Origin of the sequence: Bacillus sp. 205(2023) (assembly GCF_037027485.1) — a bacterium.
GTDB lineage: Bacteria > Bacillota > Bacilli > Bacillales > Bacillaceae > Bacillus > Bacillus halotolerans.
Genome location: NZ_JAXCHF010000004.1, coordinates 1 through 22861 on the forward strand (window position 1 = coordinate 1; position 22861 = coordinate 22861).

Sequence of the window (22861 nt, forward strand, 5' to 3'; positions counted from 1 at the left end):
TTCAACCGGATAACTCACTCTTGTCCCCATAGAAAAAACACCTCCAAGTCTAATTTCGGCTAACAATCATCCGTTTTCAAACTTGAAGGTGTTTTTTATTTGTCTCATCTTATGGGGTCAGTCCCCATTCGCGGGCGCTTTTTTCTTATTCAGATTTTTCGCCTTTGAGGAGGCACATAAAAATGATGATCAGAATAAAAGCAATCAAGGCCAGAAACGGAATGGTCACAAAACCGAACCAGTTAATATATTGGCCTGAGCAAGGCACACCGCTTACACATGGCTTGATGCCGCTAAAGCCCGGCACTTTTTGCTCCAGATAATGCATAATCGATATAAATGCGCCGATAATCGCCATCGGCAGCACATACTTTTTCACGCGTGTGTCACCCTGAAAGGTGGCGATTCCTAAAATCAGAACGAGCGGATACATGAGAATACGCTGGTACCAGCACAGTTCACACGGGATGAACTTTCTGATTTCACTGAAATACAGGCTGCCCAGCATGGCGATAAGAGCAACAACCCAGGAAGCATATAAAAAAACAATTCTATTTTTCATTCGCTTACTTCCCTTTCAGCTCTTTTTCTATCGTTTCTTTAATTTCTTCATAATTCGAAAAATTACTGATCACTTTATCATTAACATAAATCGTAGGCGTTGCTTTTATGTTCATTTTATGATTAAGGTCCGAATCCTTTTCCACTGCAGAAGCAAATGTTTCCTTATCAAGATTGTCCTTCAGCGTATCAGGATTTACCTTTGTCGTGCTTTTTGCGATATCACCGAGAACCGCCGGCGTTACCCATTCCTGTTCTGTGTCCGGCTGCTTGTCAAACAGCTTTTCGTGAAATGCCCAGAAAGAATCAGGATCTTCTTTCCATACTTCCTCTGAGGCAAGAGCCGCTAACGTTGAGCCTTTTCCATGGAACATGACGTTCACGAAAGAAAATTTCACATCGCCCTTGTCAATAAAGTCTTTTTGGATTTTGGGGAAGATGTCGCTGTTAAACATCTTGCAAGACGGACATTTATAATCTCCGAATTCCACTACCGTTACCGGTGCATCATCTTTGCCAAGCACAGGCTGGCCTTTGATAGACGGCTGTCCTGACACTGCTTCGTTGCCTTGCTCCGTTTTGTTATTAATGATTACAATTGCTGCTAACAAGACAACAACGACAACCGTAAGGATGACCGCGAATTTCGCAGAAGACTGCTGTTTCTTTTTCACTCCGACACCTCATCGTTTTAAAATTAAAAAAGAAGCGGATCTCAATTGACCCACTTCTTTATTTTAACAAGACAACCGTCTATAAGAAAAGCCCGAAATAGTGAATTCTCTCCGACAATTATCTCATTTTGAGGCGCATCACGCGCATAGCGTTTGCAACAGCGAGAAGCGTAACACCGACATCTGAGAAAACCGCCTCCCACATGGTCGCAAATCCAAACGCTCCGAGTAAGAGGAAAATGGCCTTAACACCTAAAGCAAATCCGATGTTTTGCCACACGATTCGCCGAGTCCGTTTTGCAATCCGAATCGCTTCCGCTATTTTTGACGGCTGATCTGTCATCAGCACAACATCAGCGGCTTCTACAGCTGCATCTGATCCGAGTCCGCCCATCGCCGCTCCAATGTCCGCTCGTGCAAGCACCGGAGTGTCATTAATTCCGTCTCCGACAAAAATGAGTTTTTCATTCGGGAGCAGCTTCGATTCCAATGCTTCTACCCGCTCCACTTTATCCTCCGGCAGCAGCTCCGCATAAACCTCGTCGAGGCCGAGCTGTTTTCCGACTGTTTCCCCTGTCTGTTTTGAATCGCCCGTCAGCATGACTGTCTGTTTGATACCGAGCGATTTCAAATCTGCAATCGCTTGTTTTGCGTCTTCCTTTACTTCATCTGCTATGATGATCGCCCCGGCATAGCGCTGATCAATAGCCACGTGAACAATTGTACCGGCGTTTTCATCCGGGACGCTCTCAATCTGCTCTCTTTCCATCAGCTTCTTGTTCCCCGCAAGGATTTCTTTTCCGTTCACCTTTGCAAAAATACCGTGCCCCGATATTTCCTCATATGACTCGATTGTGTCCGGGGAAAGCGGCTTTCCATAGGCTTTCCGCACAGATTCTGCAATCGGGTGCTGAGAGTGGAGCTCAGCGTATGCCGCGGCTTCGAGTAAAGTCTCCTTTGAAAAACCTTCCGCAGGTTTGATCTCTGTCACTTCAAAGCTGCCTTTTGTCAGTGTGCCTGTTTTATCAAACACAGCGTATTTGACTTGATGTAAGGCTTCTAAGTAATTGCTTCCTTTCACAAGCACCCCGGCCTTCGAAGCTGCGCCGATTCCGCCGAAGAAACCGAGCGGAATGGAGACAACAAGGGCGCATGGGCATGAAATGACTAAGAAAATAAGCGCGCGGTACACCCAATCAGAAAGTAAAGCGCCAGGAATAAACAGCGGCGGGACAAATGCCAGCAGGGCGGCGATGATGACAACAGCCGGTGTATAATACTTGGCAAACTTCGTGATAAAGTTTTCGGTCCGCGCTTTGCGGCTGCTCGCATTTTGAACCAAATCTAATATTTTGGATACTGCGGAATCCTGATAGCCTTTTGTTACTTCGATATGCAGAACGCCGTTTTGATTGATAAAGCCGGACATGACTTCTTGTCCTTCTGCCGCTTTTCTTGGTACAGATTCTCCTGTCAGCGCTGATGTATCAACCAACGCCGATCCCTGCACAACCTTTCCGTCCAGCGGTATGCTTTCTCCCGGGTTGACGACAATGATATCTCCTGTCTGCACGTCCTCCGGAGAAACGGTCTTGATGCCGTCTCCTATTTTTATATTGGCGTAATCCGGCCTGATATCCATTAATGCACTGATCGATTTTCTAGAACGGCTGACTGCGGCTCCTTGAAACAGCTCGCCGATTTGATAAAACAGCATCACAGCAACGCCTTCCGGGTATTGCTGAATCAAAAAAGCGCCGATTGTAGCAAGAGCCATTAAAAAATGTTCATCAAACACTTGTCCGCGGCTGATATTTTTGACCGCTCGAACGACAATGTCTCCTCCGATTATCAAGTAGGCGGCGAAAAATAGTAAAAATTCCAGTATTGGGCCGGCATGAATCAAATATGCCGCCGCTCCGAGAAGGACCGCTGCTGCCATTCTGATCAGCATATTGATCATTCTTTTTCGATAACCGTCATCTGCTGATTTCTTTTTATGTTTCGGACGAACTGTTACATGAGGATCAATTGATTTTACTTTTTTCTCGACCTTATTGGTGACCCATTGTTCTTCTTTGCCATCGGCTGAGACAGTCAGTGTGCTTGCTGCAAAGTTAACCGCACATCCGTCAACGCCTTTGATGCCTTTGACGCCATTTTCGATTTTTTGTGCGCAGTTGCTGCAATCCAAACCGTCCAGAACATATTCCCGCGTCACTTGTTTCATTTGTCTCACCTTACCTTCCGATTTAGGGTTCCCTCATCAAAGCATATGAATGAGTGTGAGTATCAAAATTACATATATGAGCATATACTCATATAATAGTTACATCTATTATATGGTGTTTTCCAAGAAAGTGTCAATGAAAAATAAAAACCGGCAAATCACCGGTTTTTATTTTGCTTTTTGCAGACGCAGCGCATTCAGAACAACAGATACAGAGCTAAAAGCCATTGCCGCTCCCGCTATCCATGGCGCTAAAAATCCAAGGGCCGCGACTGGAATGCCGAGACTGTTATAGCCAAGCGCCCAGAATAAGTTTTGTTTAATGTTTTTCATGGTAAGTCTGCTCATACGGATGGCGTCCGCAATACTGTTCAGATCGCCGCGAATGAGCGTTATGTCCGCTGTTTCCATCGCGATGTCGGTGCCTGTTCCAATTGCCATGCCGATATCCGCTGTGGCAAGCGCGGGTGCATCGTTGATTCCATCACCGACCATTGCCGTCTGGCGTCCTTCTTTTTGCAGGCGGGAGATTTCCGCTGCCTTTTGCTCAGGAAGGACCTCAGCAATGACGCTGTCAATTCCAGCTTCCTTTGCTATCGCTTCTGCCGTTCTGCGATTGTCCCCGGTCATCATGATGACATCCAGACCCATCTCTTTCAGACGGGTGACTGCCTCCCGCGACGTGTCTTTTATCGTGTCGGCAACCGCTACAAGTCCCGCTGCTGCTCCATCAATGGACACGAGCATCACCGTTTTCCCTTCTCCTTCAAGCTCCTCCATCCGAGGAAGAAAAGCCTCATGCTCAATCCGTTCGCTCTCCATTAACCGTCTTGTGCCGACGAGAATCGTTTTGCCTCCGGCTTCGGCTGAAATACCAGCGCCTACTTTCGCTTCAAAATGGGTCAGCTTCGGTATCTCCAGCCCTTTATCTTTCACACCGGCAACGATCGCTTCGCCGAGCGGGTGTTCCGAGCCCGTCTCAGCTGCTGCTGCGAACCGGAGCAGCTCTGTTTCTTCAAAGCCATCAGCCGGAATGGCATCGGTCAGCTTCGGCTTTCCGTTTGTCACTGTTCCGGTTTTATCGAGAACAATGGTATCAAGGCGATGTGTTTTTTCTAAATGCTCTCCGCCTTTAAAAAGAATGCCGAATTCAGCCGCCCGTCCGGATCCTGCCATAATGCTTGTCGGGGTGGCAAGACCCAGTGCACATGGACAGGCGATGACGAGAACCGCAATAAACTTGCTGATCGCTTCAGCAAAATCACCTGGAGACGCCCAAAGATACCAAATAAGGAACGTAAGGACGGCGATCCCCAATACAATCGGCACAAAAATGCCGGAGATCTGGTCGGCGAGACGCTGAATCGGCGCTTTTGATCCTTGTGCTTCCTCCACAATTTTGATGATATGAGAAAGCGCTGTTTCTTTCCCGACGTTAACAGCCTTGATTTTCAGGAAACCGTTTGAGTTCACAGTCGCTCCTGTCACGCTGTCACCGGGAGATTTGTCAACAGGAAGACTTTCTCCTGTAATCATGGATTCATCTACAGCCGAGCGGCCTTCCAGCACCTCTCCATCGACAGGAATTCGTTCGCCTGGTTTGACATGAACAATATCACCAACAGCCACTTCATCTATCGGGATGATTTGCTCCCGTCCGTCTCTTACGACCGCCGCTGTTTTGGCTTGCAGCTTCATGAGCTTTTTAATGGCATCTGATGAGCGCCCTTTCGCCTTCGTTTCAAACAGCTTTCCTAACAAAATGAGCGTCAGCAATATCGCGCTTGTTTCATAGTAAAGGCCGTCAGTATGCCCATGGGAACCGAGGCTTCGAATCGTAAGATAAAGACTGTAAGCATAAGCAGCCGTTGTTCCGAGTGCAACCAATACATCCATATTGGCGCTTTTATTTCTGAGCGCCTTATATGCGCCGACGTAAAACGGCCAGCCGATCAAAAACTGCACCGGGGTCGCAAGGGCAAATTGCATCCACGGATTGAGGAATAAATCCGGCACCCAAATGAACGAAGTAAATGTAAAATGGCTCACCATCGCCCACAGCAAAGGAAATGACAGAATAGCTGAAAAGATCAGTCTCGCTGTTTGCTGCCGTTCTTCTTTCTTTTTGGAAGCAGCGGCTTCGCTATCCTCATCGCCTTTCAGTTTAAGTTGATATCCGAGCTTATCAACGACTTCTTTAAAATCGCTGACAGCCGCTTCTTTTGGGTTGTATTCAACTGTTACAGTTTCTAAAGCAAAGTTCACCGGAGCATTTGTAACGCCTTCTAATTTGCTAAGTCGCTTTTCAATCCGATTGGCGCATGCCGCACAGGTCATACCCTCGATATCAAACTCAGCTTTTTCCGTTACGACGTGATAACCCAGTTTTTCTATTTTTTCTTGGATTGCTTCTGTTCCTGTTTCAGCAGGGTCATAGGTGACATTTGACGTTTCCGTCGCCAGATTCACATTGGCATCCGTGACACCAGGCATCCGCTTCAGGCCTTTTTCAATTCTGGCGGCACACGCCGCACAAGTCATACCAGATACTTGCATTGCAATTTCCTTTTGCTCACTCAATACACTCACTCCTTTATATACACCCGGGGGGTATATAAAAATGAAAGAAATATCGCGCCTTGATGAAGGCGCGATACCGTGAATCAGTTGGCTACATCATAGCCTTGGTCTTCTATCGCATCCGTAATGTCTTTGACTGACACTTTGCCGGCATCAAACGTGACATCAACTTTCCCCGCTTCAAGATTGACATGAACAGCACTAACCCCGTCCAGTTCTCCCACACTCGTTTCAACTGCTTTGACGCAGTGCTGACAAGACATGCCTTCAACTTGCAATGTTTTTTGTTCCATATGAATTCCTCCTGTTTATTCGATCTGTTTTCATCCTACCATACCCCCGTAGGGTATTACAATAATAAAACATCATTATTTCGCTAATTTTTTAAATACGTCTAATAGCTCAGAAATGGCTTGGTCCCCGTCTCCGCTTTTGATGGCGTCTGCTACGCAATGATGGGCGTGATCTTCAAGCAAGTGGAGAGCCACTTTTTGCATTGCCGCCTGAACAGCTGAAATCTGCACAAGAATGTCAACACAATATCGATCGTTTTCCACCATATTTTGAATGCCTCTGACCTGGCCTTCTATCCGTTTCAATCGGTTTGTAATTTGATCCTTTTCTTTCGAGCTTTTATGGTTTAATGCTTTATGTTCATTATGCTTCTCCATGCGCACACCTCTGTTTCATATATTAATTCCCATTATACTGATTGTCCAAACCGTTGTCTAAGCTTGCGGCGGCAAAAAAATTCACTATGCAGGTTTTACCATTTGAAGATAAGGGTATATACCTTTATCAATGCACTTTTAAAAGGGGAGAAGAAAAGTGAATACGATACAGGTAGGGATATTAGGGTACGGACTGTCAGGCTCGGTCTTTCACGCGCCGCTGCTTGCCGTTCTGGATGAGTATCATATCAGCAAGGTGATGACATCGCGAACGGAAGAGGTGAAGCGTGATTTCCCTGATGCCGAAGTAGTGCATGAGCTTGAGGAGATGACAAATGATCCGGCAATTGAACTTGTCATCGTCACTACTCCGAGCGGCCTCCACTACGAGCACGCATTGGCATGCATTCAGGCGGGCAAACATGTCGTCATTGAAAAACCGATGACAGCCACTGCTGAAGAAGGGGAGAAATTAAAAAAAGCGGCCGACGAACGAGGCGTCTTGTTAAGCGTATACCATAACAGGCGATGGGATAATGACTTTTTAACAATTAAGAAACTCATTGATGACGGGTCTCTAGAAGATATCAATACATATCAGGTCTCCTATGACCGATACAAACCTGAGGTTCAAGCAAAATGGCGGGAAAAAGAAGGGGCTGCCACCGGTACGCTGTATGATCTCGGCTCTCATATCATAGACCAGGCACTGCATTTATTCGGAATGCCTAAAGCTGTAACCGCAAAAGTCATGGCTCAAAGAGAACATGCTGAAACCGTTGATTATTTTCATCTGACAATGGATTACGGCAAGCTCCAAGCCATTCTATACGCCGGATCAATCGTCCCGGCAAACGGGCCGCGTTATCAAATTCACGGACAGCAATCAAGCTTTATCAAATACGGGATCGACGGACAGGAGGATGCCCTCAGAGCCGGGAAAAAACCGGAGGATGACAGCTGGGGTGCGGATGATCCCGAGTCTTACGGTCAGCTGACAACTGTTCATGGCGAGAACAAAAAAACAGAAACCATTCCATCAGTTAACGGCTCTTACCTTACCTATTACCGCAAAATAGCGGACAGCATACGCGAAGGCGTGCCGCTGCCTGTCACAGCTGAAGAGGGAATTGATGTCATCAGGATCATTGAAGCGGCTGTGAAAAGCAGTGAAGAGAAACGGACCATTTCGTTAGAACAATAAATAAAGCCTCCCTTTATACGGGGAGGCTTTTTCATTAGAATGTTTTTCCTGCTTCTTTTGCGCGGGCAATCGCATCTTCTTTGATTTGCTGTGCTTTGTCAGGCTCTGCATTATGACCCTCTACGAAAATGCCATCGAAGGATGGGACGCCGAAGAAGTTCATCATGATGCCAATGTAACGGTGGCCCATTTCCATTTCAGCCGCAGGGCCTTCTGAATAATAGCCGCCGCGCGCTTGAATGTGAATCGCTTTTTTATCAGTTAACAAGCCGATAGGACCTTGTTCAGTATATTTAAAAGATTTTCCTGCTACTGCAACTGAATCAAGGTACGCTTTCATCACCGGCGGGAATGAGAAGTTCCATAATGGCGTGACGAACACATATTTATCAGCAGATGCAAATTGATCGCTAAGCTCTCCTAAACGGCCCACTTTCGCTTTTTCGTTTTCAGAAAGTGCATCGCCGGACTGGAGCTTGCCCCAGCCGCTGAATACATCAGCATCAATGTGAGGAATGTTTTCTTTGTACAAGTCGATATGTACAACTTCATCGTTTGGATTTGCTTCTTTGTATGATTCGATGAACGCTTTACCGGTTGCCATGCTGTAAGAAGTCGCTTCATCATGCGGGTGAGCAGTGATATACAATACTTTTGCCATTTTTACCAGCCCTTTCAATTTTAAAATTACACATCCGTTATTATCATTCAGACGCGTCATGATTATTCTTTATCTCTTAAACCTTATTATAGATGCAATAAAAATTGCTTTCAAGTAAAACATCTCGAATTAAAGGTTTTTTCAAAACCCTTACGAACAGCTTACTTCTCATAAGCTGTTCGCAAACCTGTATACAATGTGTAGAGCTCCCCGCTGATTCGCGGATAATACGGAAAACGCGGCACTTCTACAACAGAGGGCGGCATTTTCATCAGTACTGATTGCTCAGCCTGTTCAAAAAACGCTCTCAAATGGTTTATTTCTTCTTTAGAAACCGGAGAGAGCGGGCGGTGATGGGCTTGAGCCGAGAGCAAATAATAACCTAAGTGCTGTACTCCAGAGATCGCCGGCCACAGCGTATCCGCTTTCGCTTTTGGAAAATCTCCAAGTGCTTTATCATATGCATCCCGAAGCCTGACTAAGCCCACTCTAAGCTGATGTCCGTCTATTTGCTGTCCGGCTAACAGTTTCTCCATAAACTGCCCTTCCAGCCTGATCACTTCCCTCATGTATTCAGGCAGACGTTTTGCTGAAAAACGTCTCCACAAAAGCATCGTTCCCAATAGGCCAATTATGCTGCCGACAGCCACATCGGTCAGCCTCGCCGCTATAAAATAACCAGCCCCCAAGCCGCCATGCATGCTTTCTGTGATGACAAGCGCGTTTGCGGTCAGAAAAGGAACAGCCAAAGCATAATTGCGGACAATCAGCATTTCAAGAAGAAATTGAAGCATTGTGATACATAAAGCGATATACACGCCGGATGGCTTAAAGAACAGGATCGCCCCTGCCAGCATCACGCCTATTACGGTTCCTGCCGAACGCTGAATGGCTCTTTGCAGCGTAAAGACAACAGTCGTACCCAGCATCACCGCCGCTGCCGAGAGCGGAATCCAGTAAGAACGGTGAAAACCGAAGGCATTGGCAAACAAAGCCGCCGCAAACAGCACAATCCCATACTTTAATGCCCGAATCAAAACAGGTGACTCCCAGTCAAAGGCATTTCTCAGAAAGTAATAGGAGGATGGCAGACGGCTTGGCTCCGCGTCCGATGGATCATCATTCCGCCCTGAAGCGATACTCAACACCTCGTTGATTTCTTCATACAGCTTCCGGGCTGGCTCCGCTTCATCCTCCTGAATAGGAAACGCATCGGAAACACGAGATTGCCCCAGCATGTCGGCAGTTTGGCGAAGTGCCTTTGCGATCTGCGCCGTATCCGCGTTTGGTGTTTCGGCAGAAAAATGAATGATCGAGATAAAGAGATCATCCGCTTTTTCCAGCAAGCGGATAAAACGTTCATCATGAGGCGATTTTCTCCATCTATTCCCTTTGCCGAGCACCGTTTGACGGGCTGTTCTCAGCATCAGCACGGTCTGATGCTGCGCGTTATGAAAATCAGGAGTTCCGACATAGGAAAGGCAGGATGCAAGCTGGCGGTATGTTCTTTTCAGCACTGTATTTTCCGGTCCATGCCTGTTATTGATCCAGCCAATCAAGGCGATTCCTGTGGCGAAAAGCCCGCCGGCAAATGTCAGTCCCGCTCTGAACGGAGCTTCTGAAGGATCTGCCGGCAAACCCGAGCTCACCAAAAAGGCAAGGACAAAAAACATCGGTGCTGGCCCTTGTATCCCAAGCGCGCCAAAAATAAACATTGCAGCTGCCCCGATAAGCCCCAGAACAGCCGCCATGCTCCAAAAAGCACCTGCCAAAAGCGTCCCTAATCCAAACGATGCGGCGATCCCCATTGAAACTAACAGCAGCTTCAGAATACGTTTCGTATACGATTCCCCGCCTGCATATAAAAAAACAAAGCCGCCGATGCTAGCGGTCAAACCGAAATCCGTGTGTCCCGACAATGCGCCGACAAACACAGGAAATCCTGAAGCGATGCCTGAACCGATTGCCTTTTTCCATGGGAAAGGGGTTGCATGAATGCGAAAGGCATCCTTGACGACACTTGGCACTGTTCTTCGATTTTGATCAGAAGACTTGTTCATATTACATAACCCTCTTCTACGACATGATGTTGGTCTCTTCCCGTTTATTCGCCATAGTATGCCCAGAAACAGACCCAGCTTCTCATTGGATATGCTCTCATCAAAAAAGACAGAGACATATCTTCTCTGCCTTCATTACACAAGTTTTTTCGCAATGTCATGCATTGGTTTGATCCAGTTGCTGTATGTCAGCTCAGCCGCCTTTTTCCGGTCCTTCTCCTTATATGCCTGAATGATTTGGTTATGTTCTTCAATAGAATTCTGCGGAGACTTGAAAAAAAGGTACTCAAGCCGAAGAATATGCATGTGAAGAACAGAGGTAAAATTACGGATATATTCATTATCAGCCGCCTCAATTATCACATCATGAAACGCTTTATCAATGCCAAGCACTTCATAGATTTCGTTTCGGTCAATTGCCGCTTTCATTTCGTGATTGATGGCTGTCAGCTGTTCTATATGAAACGATTGAATGTTTTCAATTGCCAATTCGGCAGCGGTGGACTGGAGAGACGCCATCGGCGGATAGACTTTGAAGACATCATTTTTTTCAATCTGTGAAATTCTTGTTTCTTTCCCCGGAGACATTTCAACAAACCCCTGCATCTCTAATAATTGCAAAGCCTCTCTGACCGGTGTTCTGCTGACGCCAAGCGCTTTGGCCAACGCATCGTCATTCAATTTTTCTCCGGGCACAAGCACTCCTTCCACGATCCATTTTTGAATTTGCTCAAAAGCAAGCTTTTTGGCAGTCTGCCGTTTCGGCTTCGGGGTATTTGACGGTATCGGCACAAAGCATCACCTCTGAATATGGGTTTGGTTTTTTAATGCTGCCGTTTTGCCGGCACTTTTCTTCTGTGAAAGGACAAAAATCATGACTAAAATGCATGCCGCTCCTGCTGCTTGAAACAACCCAAAGGACACGCCAAGCCAAAGAATTGAAGACGCGACTGCGGCAACCGGCTCAGTGCATCCCAGCATGCTCGCTTCTTGCGGGAATAAATATTTCAAACTTTCTAGGTACATGCAGAATCCCAATAACGTTCCGAAAATAACAATAAAAGCGACCGATACAATTCCAGAAACCGTCCAGCCTTCTGCCTGTACAGCCCAAGGCGGATGAATAAAGCTCATGCCGACGCCCCCGATCAGCATCCCCCAGCCAATGACGAGAGCCGACCCCCATGTTTTCAGAAGAGAACTGGAATACAACGTATAGAAGGCAAGCGCGCCAGCAGAAAGAAGACCCCATACAACAGATATAGGAGAAACTGTTAAATTGCTGATGTTTCCATTCGTCAGCAGCAAAAAAGTGCCTGTTAAAGCCAATAATAGCCCCAAAAAATCGGAAAACTGAAATGAATTCTTTCGGGTCAGAAGCAAATACAGCATAATCAGAACAGGCGCTAAGTATTGGAGCAGCGTGGCTACCGCTGCGTTTCCGGTTCCGATTGAAGCTAAAAACGTATACTGAACACCCAGCATGCCGGCAATCCCGAAAACAATCAGCTGGACAGCCGCTTTTTTATCTTTCCATATGCCCCAAACTGCCCTCCTGTTTTTACCGGCGGACACAATAATCAGCACCAACAGGCCTGATAACAGCAAACGCACCGTTACAAGCCACTCCACCGATACATCACTCGTTTCAAATAAATGCTGGGCAACCGTTCCCGATAATCCCCAAAAAGCAGCTCCGACAATCACCATTAAAAAGCCGTACAACCGTTGTTTCTGAGTCGCCAACGTATATCCTCCTGACATGTAATATGCAATATATTACATATTATATCGTTTTACTTTTCAGAAAACAAAGTGTTTTCAAAAAATAAAAACAGTGCTACTCGCACTGCTTAGATAAAAGTCTGTGAATAAAAAATAAAGGATAAATCAAAAGGTATCCATTAAACAGCCACCATGCAAGATCAAAATCCCCGCTAAATGTCCAGAATGATAAAGCCTGAAGGCCTGAACAGAAGGTCAGCACAAGAGAAATCAGCGCCATCTTCCTCCATATTGCTCTTTTGACGCGCTGCAAATACAAGCTGTACAAACCAGTAATGGAGATTAAGATATCCAAGGGAAAAAAGGACCAATTCCAGGCGATCATAAACGGATCTTGATAATGTGTAAAGGCCCAGCTTTCCGGCATTAATGAAAAGCCGGCAGACAGCCAGTACAATATAAAACCGATATCCGTTACGAGAAAGAACAGTTTCATCACTCTCATGTTACTGCTCACTTTTATGTACCGTTTGAGACTCCTCCCCTTGATCGATCAGGTTTAAAGACACAACACCGGCAATAATCAGCCCGATTGAAATCAGTTTCATGACACTTATATTCTCTTGAAAATACAAAAACCCGACAACTGTGATCAGGACAATGCCCATCCCCGACCAGACAGCGTAAGCAACAGATACATCGATAGATTTGAGCGTAAGCGTCAGAAAGAAAAGACTCCCGCCATAAAAAAACATCAATAGCACACTCGGCAGAAGCTTCGTAAAACCCGCTGAAAGCTTCATACTGACCGTTCCGGCAACTTCAAATAAAATGGCCAAACATAAAAACATCCACTGCACGCGCCACCAGCCTCCTCATTTTTCTGTTATCCCGTTACATAATACATCTACGATTGATTCAAGAACTTCTCCTGTCGTGTACTGATGTTTGAGCGGATAATCAGGATCATACACTTGGTTGATGCTGCCTATATACATTTGAACCAATAAATCAATGTTGATGTTTCTGATCTTCTTTTGCTCCCTGCACTCGTTTAACAATCCAATAACAACTGACCACTCTTCCTTCATAAACGTGTCTAATTTGAGCCACGCATCGTAATGGGATTTCTTCAGCTCTTGTAATAACCCCATGTTCAGCAGCTCCATTTCCTTTGGAAGACCGATCAGCATTTGCTTCACCTTTTCAAGCGCATCTAGGGTCTCATCTTCATAGATGCTTTTTTCCAGTTGCTTCATCTCTGCGATAAACTGCGCCACGACGGCCTCCGCAAGCTGATCTTTCGACGGGTAATGCGCATAAAGCGTCCGCTTGCTTGTTCCAAGCGCTGCCGCCAGATCGTTCATTGTAAATGAAAAACCTTTCTGTCTGATCAGGCGAATGGTTTCCGCCAATATTCTTTCTTCCAAATCAATCACCTCGCTTTTGGTACCATAAAAACTTTTTTGGTACCAAAATTATACGACAGCAGGTTCTGGAAATCAATATAATAAAAAAACCTCTTCCCAGAGGGAGAGGTTTTCTAAAAGACGCTGCGGACCAAGCCGCCGTCCGCCCGAAGTGCCGCGCCATTAATCGCGGAAGACAGCGGGCTGCTTAGGAATGTAACAAAGTGAGCGATTTCTTCCGGCCGGATCAGCCTTTGGATAATTGAAGTCGGACGGTTTTCCTTCATAAAACGGGTCTCAGCTTCTTGAACAGTCAGGTTTTCACCAGGATAAAGAGAGTTCAGCATTGTTTCCACTCCCTCTGTTAAGGTTGAACCCGGCATGACTGTATTTACCGTTACATTTGTGCCGGTTGCCAGCTCCGCCAAGCTGCGGGAAATGGAAAGCTGCATCGTTTTCGTCGCGCTGTAATGGGCCATTTCCTGAGAAGGCATGATTGCCGCTTCACTGGCAATAAAAATCACCCGGCCTTCTTTCTTCTCTATCATTTTGTGTAAATACTTGCGTGTGAGCCTCACACCGCTCATAATATTCACTTCAAAAAATCGGAACCACTCATCATCGGGAATATCAAAATACTCTGCCGGTTCAAAAATCCCTAAATTATTGACCAAAATATCAACCTGCGGATATGCCTGAAACAGGTCACTGCAGCCTTCTTCCGTTCCAAGATCAAATGCGGCCGGATAAAACACAGCCTCTGCATGCTGTGTTTTCAAATCGTCTATCGTCTGATTCACTTTTTCTTCCCGGCGTCCGTTAATGATAACCGCCGCGCCTTCTTCCGCTAACGAAGCGGCAATCGCTTTGCCGATCCCCGACGTTGAGCCGGTCACCAGTGCGGTTTTTCCATGTAAATTCAGCTTCATTCGTTCATCCCTCCGTTTTTGTTTCCTCTTATTTATTAACAGAAATGCGATTGGTAAAACATCTGCTGTAAAACCAGTATGAAACAGCTGGGATTCAAATGGAAGTACGCACTTTTTGGTGCCTGTTATACGAAAAAACAGAGCAAAACTGCTGGATAAGGGAAACGACATTCCTTATACCATTAGACATATTACAAATTACTAATTTTCACATAACTGTTGGAAATGGCCTTTCCATTTGCGATAATAAAACTAATATGTGATGGATAAATGGGGCGAATAAGGATAGGGCATTTTAAAACAATAGCATTCAGCCTTACTTTATTAACCGACGCGCAAGCCATTTCACCCTCAAGCGATTTTTAAACCGAAGAAAATGGGTACTTTGGATAAGCGGTAAGTAGACTCTCTGCAAGTCTACTTTATTTTTTTCTCATAAATAAACGAGGTGAAAATCAATGAATGGTATAGAATTTTTAGAATCTGTGTCGCAATTTGGACAAATCATTTTATTGTTCTCCGGCTACGCCCTGTATTGGAGATTAGGTAAAACAAAAAGAGAACGAAGACTAACAAAATATGAAACTTTTCTTAGGTTCTTTGTAATGTTCGGCATATTGGCATGGGCGTTTTCGTTTCTTGCTTTGCATTTGTGGTAACAATCTTCTGTCGATATTTGACTTATTATGATTAAAACCCTATGGTATGATCGCTTTCGCTTATTATATGAATAAGGAATATCATTATACGAATGTCAAAATCAGTAGTGTTCAAGGATGTTTGGAAGTATAGCTCCCCTAACACTAAGTCCCAAACCTCCCATACCATCTCAATTGCATCTCCCGAATAATTGAGATTAAGGATAAAATTCACATGCCGATTCAGAGAGAGCCGATAGAGTAACTGTCTCTTTTAAAAGACATAAAAAATAGCGCTGAAAACACAGCGCCAGTAAAATCAGATTATAGGATTTTTGGTTCTTTTTACGATAGCATAGCGATTAGCACAATTGATAGACGCTACGAAAAATACCTTAAAAAATCAGGGGTTAAAAAATAGTGCTCCACGAGTTCAGACTTCACATGCGTCATACTTGATCAATAAAAAATGCAATCCATTGGTCATCGCATTGAACAGGTATAGTCACCTTTACCCGTCTGCACAACATGAAGCTATTGGCTTCACGGAAAACGAAGAATTTTTAAAAGTGTTACCAAAAAGTAACCGCAGTGCCCTCGAAAGCTTTAGAAGCCTTGATAGCACTGCGGTTTCAAAGTATGTATGGAGACGGTGGGAGTCGAACCCACGTCCAGAAACATCGATTACTTAAGCGTCTACGAGCGTAGCCTGCATATTTGTGTTTTCACTCATCTTCTTGCCTGCGGGCGGGCCTTCCGAGAGCTAGTCTGTTTGTCTCTTCTTACGTTCTCAGACGGGAACGCAAGCGTAGCCTACTTGGATGTGCTCTTCACAGACACATAGGCAATGTCAGGAAGAGCTCGCTGCGCTTATTAGGCAGCTAATGCTACGTTTTGGTTAAAACTGTTAGTTTTGCCAGTTATATTTATGTGCGTGTTTACGAGATCGCCTCTCGGCTCGCAGCTCAAGCTCGATCCATCCCTGTCGAATCCGTAACGTCCCCTTGTTATAAGGGAAATACGGGAGAAATATCAAGCTCTCACTCAAACTGGCTACATTCCTATTATAACATGATCACGGCTCATTTCAATTGACAAATCCTTCAAGAAAAGACCGTGTCATCTCATCGTGAAATCAGTATAGCACAGGCTGGATTTCAGTATCAAGCGTTATGCTTTTAGAACCCTTTTTGACTGTCTCTGAACGCTCTTTCAATTTCACGCTTCGCATCCTTGCGCTTCAGATCTTCACGTTTGTCATAGTTTTTCTTCCCTTTACCCAGACCGAGAAGAACTTTGGCAAAGCCGTTTTTCAAATACAGCTTGAGCGGAACGAGAGAATACCCTTTTTCCTTCGTTAAGCCGATCAGCTTGTTAATTTCCTTGCGGTGCATTAACAGCTTTCTCGTCCGGAGCGGATCGTGGTTATAGCGGTTTCCCTGCTCATACGGGCTGACGTGCATATTGTGGAGAAATACTTCTCCCCGTTCAATTTTAGCGAAGGAATCTTTAAGATTCACGCGGCCGGCGCGAATCGCTTTGATTTCTGTTCCTTGCAATACAATGCCTGTTTCATATGTTTCTTCTATAAAATAATCGTGATTGGCTTTTTTATTTTGAGATAATACTTTTCCTGACCCTTTCGGCATGCCAGAACCTCCTCTCACTAAGGAAAACTGTCCACCTTTGCGATACGCTCTATTTTACCAAATGTCACGCATGGCTACAATGAAAAGCTGTTTCCGAAAGAAAGCAAATAGAGCGCTGCGGCCCTATTTGCTGGTTGAGCTGCTATTTCTTCTTTTTCCGTTTCTGCTTCGGTGCGTTTTGAAAGCCTCGTTTTTTCTTTTTCTTCTTCGGCTTTGTGAACCACTCCCCTTTTTCCTCGGAAGGAGCAGGAGATACAGGCGTATTTGTGCTTAACACGCGTTTTCTGGCAGGTTTTCCGCGTTTTCGGCTGCGGCTGTCCATTTCTCTCGGACGACGCGGGGTGCCTTTCATACCGACGATTTCGAAGTCAATATTGCGCTCGTCTTTATTGACGTCAACGACTTTGACTGTAATTTCATCTCCGATACGGAACACATTCCCCGTCCGCTCGCCGATCATCGCAAAATGCTGCTCGTCAAAGCGATAATAGTCATCCGTCATAAAGCTGACGTGGACGAGTCCTTCAATTGTATTCGGCAGCTCGACAAACATCCCGAAGTTTGTCACAGAGCTGATCATGCCGTCAAATTCTTCACCGATTTTATCAAGCATATATTCCGCTTTTTTCAGATCATCTGTTTCACGCTCTGCGTCAACTGCACGGCGTTCCATTGATGAAGTATGTTCAGCGATATCCGGAAGCCGTTCAGCCCACTTCTCCTGTGTCGCTTCATCGACCTTGCCGTTGATTAAGTACGTTCTGATTAATCTGTGGACGATTAAATCCGGATAACGGCGGATCGGCGATGTGAAATGGGTATAGAATTCCGTTGACAGGCCGAAGTGCCCTAAGCTTTGCGGATCATATTTCGCCTGCTTCATGGAACGGAGCATGACAGTAGAAATCACTGTTTCCTCTGGTCTGTCACGAACAGCGTCAAGAATGCTTTGCAGCGCGCGCGGATGAATATTTCCCGCCGTTCCTTTTACAACATAGCCAAATGTTGTCACAAACTCTAAAAACTTTTGCAGTTTTTCAGCATTAGGCTCTTCGTGTATCCGGTAAATAAACGGAACGTTCATCCAATGGAAATGCTCTGCAACGGTTTCGTTCGCAACAAGCATAAATTCTTCAATCAGTTTTTCGGCGACAGATCGTTCTCTGATCACAACGTCTTTGACCGCGCCTTCTTCATCGACAAGCACCTTTGCTTCTTTAAAGTCAAAATCCACGGCGCCGCGGTTCATCCGCTTTTCGCGAAGAATTTCTGCCAGCCGCTCCATGTCTTTGAACATCGGCACGAGCGGTTCGTACTTTTGCTTTAATTCTTCATCATCGTCAACAAGAATTTGATTCACATCGGAATATGTCATTCTTTCCGTTGTTTTGATGACGCTTTGGAAGATTTCGTGCTCTGTGACTTCTCCCCGACTGTTGATGGTCATTTCACAAGAAAGTGTCAGGCGGTCAACCTTCGGATTTAATGAACAAATACCATTTGACAGTCTGTGCGGAATCATCGGAATCACACGGTCAACCAAATACACACTCGTTCCTCTTTCCATCGCTTCTTTGTCAATCGGCGAGTTTTCAGTCACGTAATGGCTGACGTCGGCAATATGAACGCCAAGCTTATAGCTGCCGTCATCCAGCTTTGTCACTGTAACCGCATCATCCAAGTCCTTCGCGTCCGCTCCGTCAATGGTGACAATGACCTGGTCACGGAGATCACGGCGGTCTTTCAGGTCTTTTTCATCAATCGTATCAGGCGTGCTTGTCGCCTGTTCCATTGCATCGGCAGGGAATTCACCCGGCAGTCCGTGCTTATGGATGACTGATAAAATATCAATGCCCGGATCATTTTTATGGCCGAGAATGGATTCAATCTCACCCTCTGCATTCATTCGGCCTTCAGGATAGCTGGTCAGCTTAACAACCACCTTATGCCCTTCAGCCGCTCCATTTTTCCCGCTATTAGGAATGAAGATATCGCTTGTGATTTTTTTGTCATCCGGAATGACAAAACCGAAGTTTTTTGTTTCTGTATAGGTTCCGACTACCCGCTGAATCGCTCTTTCTAAAATACGAATGACGGTACCCTCTTGTCTAGAGCCGCTTGACTGCGAATTCAGGCGTACCATTACGATATCGCCGTTCATAGCTGTATTCAGCTCATTAGGCGGAATAAACACATCGCTTAACGACGTATCCTCAGGCAGCAAAAAGGCAAATCCCTTCGGATGCGCAGAAAGCTTTCCTTTAATTAAATTCATTTTTTCCGGAATGCCGTAGCGGTCGCTTCTCGTCCGCACGATAAGCCCTTTTTCCTCCAGCGCAACCAGCGCTTTGACAAGCTCTTTAAATTCCTCGGCATCCGTAATCTGTAACATCTCCTCAAGTTCCTGAACAGTCAGAGGCTTGTACGCCTCTTCCTTCATAAACGAGAGAAGCTTATCCATAAATGCTTCTTTTTCCATAATCCGACCTCCTGTTGGTTACCAATCCAGCTTCTCTAAAAATTCATACACATCTTGATGTACGATGTCCCGTTCCTTGTCCAGCGTGATAACATGGCCTGATTCCTCATACCATTTCAGCTGTTTATCGTCAGTTTCCACTTCATTGTAAATAATATTGGCACTTTCGGTATTAATCATGTGATCATGACGGGCTTGCACAACAAATGTCGGAGAATAGATCATATCGACATTCTTTCGCACATCGGCAATCAAGTCTTGCAGCGCCTTAAGGGTATTCATCGGCGTTTTTTCAAATTCCTTCATTTCCTCTTCTATTTGCTCCGGGCTTTTCCCCTCGAATTTTTTGTAATTGCGCGCGTAGGAAAGGACGCCCTGATACATGACCTCTTCGCTTTTAATATGCATTGGCGCGCACATTGGAACAATTCCCTTTATGGGTACAGTGTAACCCAATTTCAGCGAAAAAACCCCGCCAAGCGACAGTCCGCAGGCAGCAATGTCCTCATAGCCTTCAGATTTTAAATATTCATAGCCATCCATGACGTTTTTCCACCAGTCTTCAGGCCCCGTATGTACCAATTCTTCAGGCGGAACGCCGTGTCCTTCATATTGAGGCGCGTGGCACGTATAGCCCCGTTCATTCAAATAACGTCCCAGCATTCTCACATCTGCTGTATTCCCTGTAAAGCCGTGCAGCAAAAGCACCGCTTTGTCTCCGCCTTTAAATGTAAATGTTTTTGGTGTCACAACTTTCATGCTCATGTCTCCCTTTCTTTCTGCACGATCATTTTAGTTTTCCACAGTTTGATAAGAAAAAAACGCTCTGAATATCAGCCAGAAACGTGAAAAAGGCCTGACTTTACATCAGACCTTATACAAACATTGCCCTATAGGATATAAGCAAGCGCAATCGTCAACACGAAAAACAAGACTGCCAGCACAACCGTAATGCGGTGCAGAATCAAATCAAGACCTCTTGCTTTTTGTTTCCCGAAGAGCTGCTCCGCTCCGCCTGAAATCGCACCAGATAATCCGGCGCTTTTACTGGATTGAAGCAAAACGACAATAATAAGTGCAATACTGACGATAACCAATAAGGTAATCAAAACCGCGTGCATCCCTTACACCTCCAGACTCACTGGCCTACATTACTTCTATTTTACATGAAAAGGTTTGGCATGTCACGCCGTATCAGACGCCAAAAGACCGGATAAGACATTTTGTTTTGGTTAGCCTATTCGTATGAATTGAACGAAAAGGGAGAACAACAATGCCGATCATCAGCACAGTCAATAAGAAACATCTATATTATGAGGAATATGGACAGGGAATCCCTATCATTTTTATTCACCCGCCAGGCATGGGACGCAAGGTTTTTTATTATCAGCGCCTTCTGGCGGATCATTTCAGGGTGATATTTCCCGATTTAAGCGGACATGGCGACAGCGATCATGCAGACCAGCAAATCTCGATTTCCTATTACGCAAACGAGATCGTGCAATTTATGGATCGTTTGCACATTGATCAGGCTGCGGTATTCGGGTATTCCGCCGGCAGCTTAATCGCACAGCACATTGGCTTCACCCGGCCGGACAAAGTATCTCATTTGGTGTTGGCCGGCGCTTACCCCGCTGTTCATACCATGGCCGGTCAGCAGCTTCACAAAATGGGAATGTATCTTCTTGAAAAAAGTCCCGGCATGCTGATGAAAATTATCGCCAGCAGCCATACGAAAAACAGACAGCTCCGAAATCTATTAACGAATCATATGAAAAAAGCTGACCTCGGCCATTGGTATCAATATTATCGGGATTCGCTCCGCTACAGCTGCCTTGAACAATTGCCCCGTTTTAACATGCCGATGCTGTTTATGTATGGCGGCCTGCGCGACTGGACCTTTACACATGCAGGCTATTACCGGAAAGCATGCAGCCACGCTGAATTTTTCAGGCTGGAATACCAAGGCCATCAGCTGCCGACAAAACAATGGAAAACATGCAATGAACTTGTGACGGGTTTTGTTTTGACACATTGATGATAAGGCTTAGAAAACGCTTGGTTCCCCAGGCGTTCTTAAGTTATTGACTTTTGTCAACAAAATCATAGTAAAAAAGATCCTCAAACTTCAAGTCAAAATAGTGAAGCATTTTTCCGATCACAAGCTGCCCCGGCCGTCTTTCTCCATTCAGCACACGGCTCAGTGTGGCGGGTGAGACTCCGATTTCCAGCGCAAGCTGATTGAGGGAATAATCGTTATTGACCATATACTGCAATACATAATCACGTCTAATCTGTATCTTTTCTACTGGCACTTTCCTCACCTTCCGTTCATGAAAAAACTTTTTCTATACATTTACATTACGGCGTATGTTAACTTTTGTCAATACATTTCCAGCCTACCTATTCCCTTTAGTCAATAAACATACTAAAATATGAGTAACAGTGAGGGACGGGGTGAGACATATGGAAAGCTTCGGCGAACAATTACGGGCATTGCGTGAGGAGAGAAAGCTGACAGTCAACCAGCTGGCGACTTATTCCGGTGTAAGCGCGGCCGGCATCTCCAGAATTGAAAACGGCAAACGCGGCGTTCCTAAACCTGCCACCATCAAAAAATTGGCGGAGGCCTTAAAAATTCCTTATGAAGGGCTTATGTATAAAGCGGGATATATCGAAGAGATTCATGAAGCCAGAGCGCCTTATGAAACGAAGTGCCAGCTGCTTGAAAAGGCGGAGGCTTATGACCTGAAAAATCTTGCCCTTCTTGAGAGTGAAAAATGGCAGTATCTCAACAAAGAGGATTTGCTCATGCTGGATCATTATTTCTCTTTTATTTCAGACGAAGCAAAAAAAACGATCTGCTGATCAATAACTCTTTCCAGAAATGCGAGGCGATCATCATGTCAACATTCGGACAGGAATTAAGGGCGCTGCGCCGCGCCCGCAAACTGACAGTGAATCAGCTTGCGGTGTACTCGGGCATCAGCTCAGCGACCATTTCAAAAATAGAAAACGGCAAGCGCGGCACACCAAAGCCCGCGACCATAAAAAAGCTTGCAGCGGTGCTGAAAATACCTCACGAAAACCTGATGGCAGCCGCAGGGCACATTACCGCTTTTCCTGAAGAAATTCGAGAGGCTTCCGAAAGCTATCAGTCTATTTATGCGATTTATCAGACGGCTGTCACTCGAGGAACGGAGAACCTGTCTCTTTTTAACAGCGAAAAATGGCGGCATCTCTCCAAGCAGGATATTGAAAATCTCAGCAAATACTTCGATTTTTTAGCTTCCGAAGCGAAAAAACGCTCCTCTTCCACGTAATCCTCTGCATCTCTTTCCGCATTTTATCAATCACGCATGCATACGTTCCCTCGTTATTTGCGTTATAA

23 protein-coding genes, 1 other RNA gene and 1 pseudogene are annotated in these 22861 nt (G+C 45.4%); 5 read left to right on the top strand and 20 right to left on the bottom strand.

Going from position 1 to position 22861, the window contains the following annotated elements; translation table 11 throughout:
* Positions 1 to 145: 145 nt before the first annotated feature.
* The 6 genes from WA325_RS12075 to csoR all read right to left on the bottom strand — a co-directional run bounded on the left by WA325_RS12075 (position 146) and on the right by csoR (position 6716).
* Positions 146 to 562, bottom strand: a complete 417-nt coding sequence (locus WA325_RS12075) for a disulfide oxidoreductase (protein WP_024122840.1) — start codon at positions 560 to 562, stop codon at positions 146 to 148.
* Between the two features lie 4 nt (positions 563 to 566).
* Positions 567 to 1235, bottom strand: a complete 669-nt coding sequence (locus WA325_RS12080; protein ID WP_105991567.1) for a DsbA family protein — start codon at positions 1233 to 1235, stop codon at positions 567 to 569.
* A 118-nt stretch (positions 1236 to 1353) separates the two neighbouring features.
* Positions 1354 to 3465: a heavy metal translocating P-type ATPase gene (locus WA325_RS12085; RefSeq protein ID WP_105953896.1), complete on the bottom strand. Its 2112-nt coding sequence runs from the start codon at positions 3463 to 3465 to the stop codon at positions 1354 to 1356.
* A 168-nt stretch (positions 3466 to 3633) separates the two neighbouring features.
* The gene (gene copA, locus WA325_RS12090) at positions 3634 to 6045 is read right to left on the bottom strand and encodes a copper-exporting P-type ATPase CopA (RefSeq protein ID WP_336183685.1); all 2412 of its coding nucleotides are present in this window, start codon (positions 6043 to 6045) and stop codon (positions 3634 to 3636) included.
* 83 nt (positions 6046 to 6128) lie between these two features.
* Positions 6129 to 6338, bottom strand: a complete 210-nt coding sequence (gene copZ / locus WA325_RS12095) for a copper chaperone CopZ (protein ID WP_044159112.1) — start codon at positions 6336 to 6338, stop codon at positions 6129 to 6131.
* A 75-nt stretch (positions 6339 to 6413) separates the two neighbouring features.
* Positions 6414 to 6716, bottom strand: a complete 303-nt coding sequence (gene csoR, locus WA325_RS12100; protein ID WP_024122845.1) for a copper-sensing transcriptional repressor CsoR — start codon at positions 6714 to 6716, stop codon at positions 6414 to 6416.
* A 157-nt stretch (positions 6717 to 6873) separates the two neighbouring features.
* Here csoR and WA325_RS12105 point away from each other — a divergent pair, with 157 nt between their 5' ends.
* A complete protein-coding gene (locus WA325_RS12105; protein ID WP_248339484.1) occupies positions 6874 to 7920 on the top strand; it encodes an oxidoreductase in 1047 nt (348 codons plus the stop codon).
* 34 nt (positions 7921 to 7954) lie between these two features.
* Here the strand turns inward: WA325_RS12105 and azoRB are convergent, their stop codons facing one another.
* The 8 genes from azoRB to WA325_RS12145 all read right to left on the bottom strand — a co-directional run bounded on the left by azoRB (position 7955) and on the right by WA325_RS12145 (position 14704).
* The gene (gene azoRB, locus WA325_RS12110; protein ID WP_024122847.1) at positions 7955 to 8581 is read right to left on the bottom strand and encodes an FMN-dependent NADH-azoreductase AzoRB; all 627 of its coding nucleotides are present in this window, start codon (positions 8579 to 8581) and stop codon (positions 7955 to 7957) included.
* 161 nt (positions 8582 to 8742) lie between these two features.
* Positions 8743 to 10641: an FUSC family protein gene (locus WA325_RS12115; protein WP_336183686.1), complete on the bottom strand. Its 1899-nt coding sequence runs from the start codon at positions 10639 to 10641 to the stop codon at positions 8743 to 8745.
* A gap of 135 nt (positions 10642 to 10776) precedes the next feature.
* Entirely contained in the window at positions 10777 to 11433 is a 657-nt protein-coding gene (locus WA325_RS12120; protein ID WP_105953900.1) for a GntR family transcriptional regulator, read from the bottom strand.
* Positions 11434 to 11439: 6 nt separating this feature from the next.
* Positions 11440 to 12387, bottom strand: coding sequence for an EamA family transporter (locus WA325_RS12125; protein ID WP_202853430.1), 948 nt, complete (start codon positions 12385 to 12387; stop codon positions 11440 to 11442).
* A gap of 94 nt (positions 12388 to 12481) precedes the next feature.
* Positions 12482 to 12871, bottom strand: a complete 390-nt coding sequence (locus tag WA325_RS12130; RefSeq protein WP_202853431.1) for a YvaD family protein — start codon at positions 12869 to 12871, stop codon at positions 12482 to 12484.
* Position 12872: 1 nt separating this feature from the next.
* Positions 12873 to 13226 (bottom strand): DMT family transporter, encoded by a 354-nt coding sequence (locus WA325_RS12135; RefSeq protein WP_202853432.1) that lies wholly within the window; start codon positions 13224 to 13226, stop codon positions 12873 to 12875.
* Positions 13227 to 13241: 15 nt separating this feature from the next.
* Positions 13242 to 13796 carry a TetR/AcrR family transcriptional regulator gene (locus WA325_RS12140; protein ID WP_105991559.1) on the bottom strand — a complete coding sequence of 185 codons (555 nt, stop codon included), beginning with the start codon at positions 13794 to 13796 and terminating at the stop codon, positions 13242 to 13244.
* Between the two features lie 113 nt (positions 13797 to 13909).
* On the bottom strand, positions 13910 to 14704 hold the full coding sequence (locus WA325_RS12145; protein WP_105991558.1) for an SDR family NAD(P)-dependent oxidoreductase: 795 nt from the start codon (positions 14702 to 14704) through the stop codon (positions 13910 to 13912).
* Between the two features lie 458 nt (positions 14705 to 15162).
* Between WA325_RS12145 and WA325_RS12150 the strand changes: the two genes are divergently transcribed.
* The gene (locus WA325_RS12150) at positions 15163 to 15363 is read left to right on the top strand and encodes a hypothetical protein (protein WP_024122855.1); all 201 of its coding nucleotides are present in this window, start codon (positions 15163 to 15165) and stop codon (positions 15361 to 15363) included.
* A gap of 620 nt (positions 15364 to 15983) precedes the next feature.
* Here the strand turns inward: WA325_RS12150 and ssrA are convergent.
* From ssrA to secG, 5 genes are all read right to left on the bottom strand, one after another.
* Positions 15984 to 16346, bottom strand: a transfer-messenger RNA (tmRNA) gene (gene ssrA / locus WA325_RS12155).
* Positions 16347 to 16520: 174 nt separating this feature from the next.
* The gene (gene smpB / locus WA325_RS12160) at positions 16521 to 16991 is read right to left on the bottom strand and encodes an SsrA-binding protein (RefSeq protein WP_010331890.1); all 471 of its coding nucleotides are present in this window, start codon (positions 16989 to 16991) and stop codon (positions 16521 to 16523) included.
* 142 nt (positions 16992 to 17133) lie between these two features.
* Positions 17134 to 19470: a ribonuclease R gene (rnr, locus tag WA325_RS12165; RefSeq protein ID WP_095713015.1), complete on the bottom strand. Its 2337-nt coding sequence runs from the start codon at positions 19468 to 19470 to the stop codon at positions 17134 to 17136.
* A gap of 18 nt (positions 19471 to 19488) precedes the next feature.
* A complete protein-coding gene (locus tag WA325_RS12170; RefSeq protein ID WP_142391728.1) occupies positions 19489 to 20229 on the bottom strand; it encodes an alpha/beta hydrolase in 741 nt (246 codons plus the stop codon).
* 131 nt (positions 20230 to 20360) lie between these two features.
* Positions 20361 to 20591 carry a preprotein translocase subunit SecG gene (secG, locus tag WA325_RS12175; protein ID WP_003220028.1) on the bottom strand — a complete coding sequence of 77 codons (231 nt, stop codon included), beginning with the start codon at positions 20589 to 20591 and terminating at the stop codon, positions 20361 to 20363.
* Between the two features lie 152 nt (positions 20592 to 20743).
* On the opposite strand from secG, the gene WA325_RS12180 reads away from it, so the two are divergent.
* A complete protein-coding gene (locus WA325_RS12180; RefSeq protein WP_105953907.1) occupies positions 20744 to 21508 on the top strand; it encodes an alpha/beta fold hydrolase in 765 nt (254 codons plus the stop codon).
* A 43-nt stretch (positions 21509 to 21551) separates the two neighbouring features.
* Here the strand turns inward: WA325_RS12180 and WA325_RS12185 are convergent, their stop codons facing one another.
* Complete coding sequence (locus tag WA325_RS12185) at positions 21552 to 21785, bottom strand: helix-turn-helix domain-containing protein (RefSeq protein WP_024122859.1); 234 nt, start codon at positions 21783 to 21785, stop codon at positions 21552 to 21554.
* A 151-nt stretch (positions 21786 to 21936) separates the two neighbouring features.
* Between WA325_RS12185 and rghR the strand changes: the two are divergent.
* Together rghR and WA325_RS12195 are read left to right on the top strand one after the other, a co-directional pair.
* Positions 21937 to 22345 (top strand): annotated as a pseudogene (gene rghR / locus WA325_RS12190) (transcriptional repressor RghR).
* Positions 22346 to 22373: 28 nt separating this feature from the next.
* Positions 22374 to 22793 (top strand): helix-turn-helix domain-containing protein, encoded by a 420-nt coding sequence (locus WA325_RS12195; protein WP_024122861.1) that lies wholly within the window; start codon positions 22374 to 22376, stop codon positions 22791 to 22793.
* Positions 22794 to 22861: the final 68 nt, after the last annotated feature.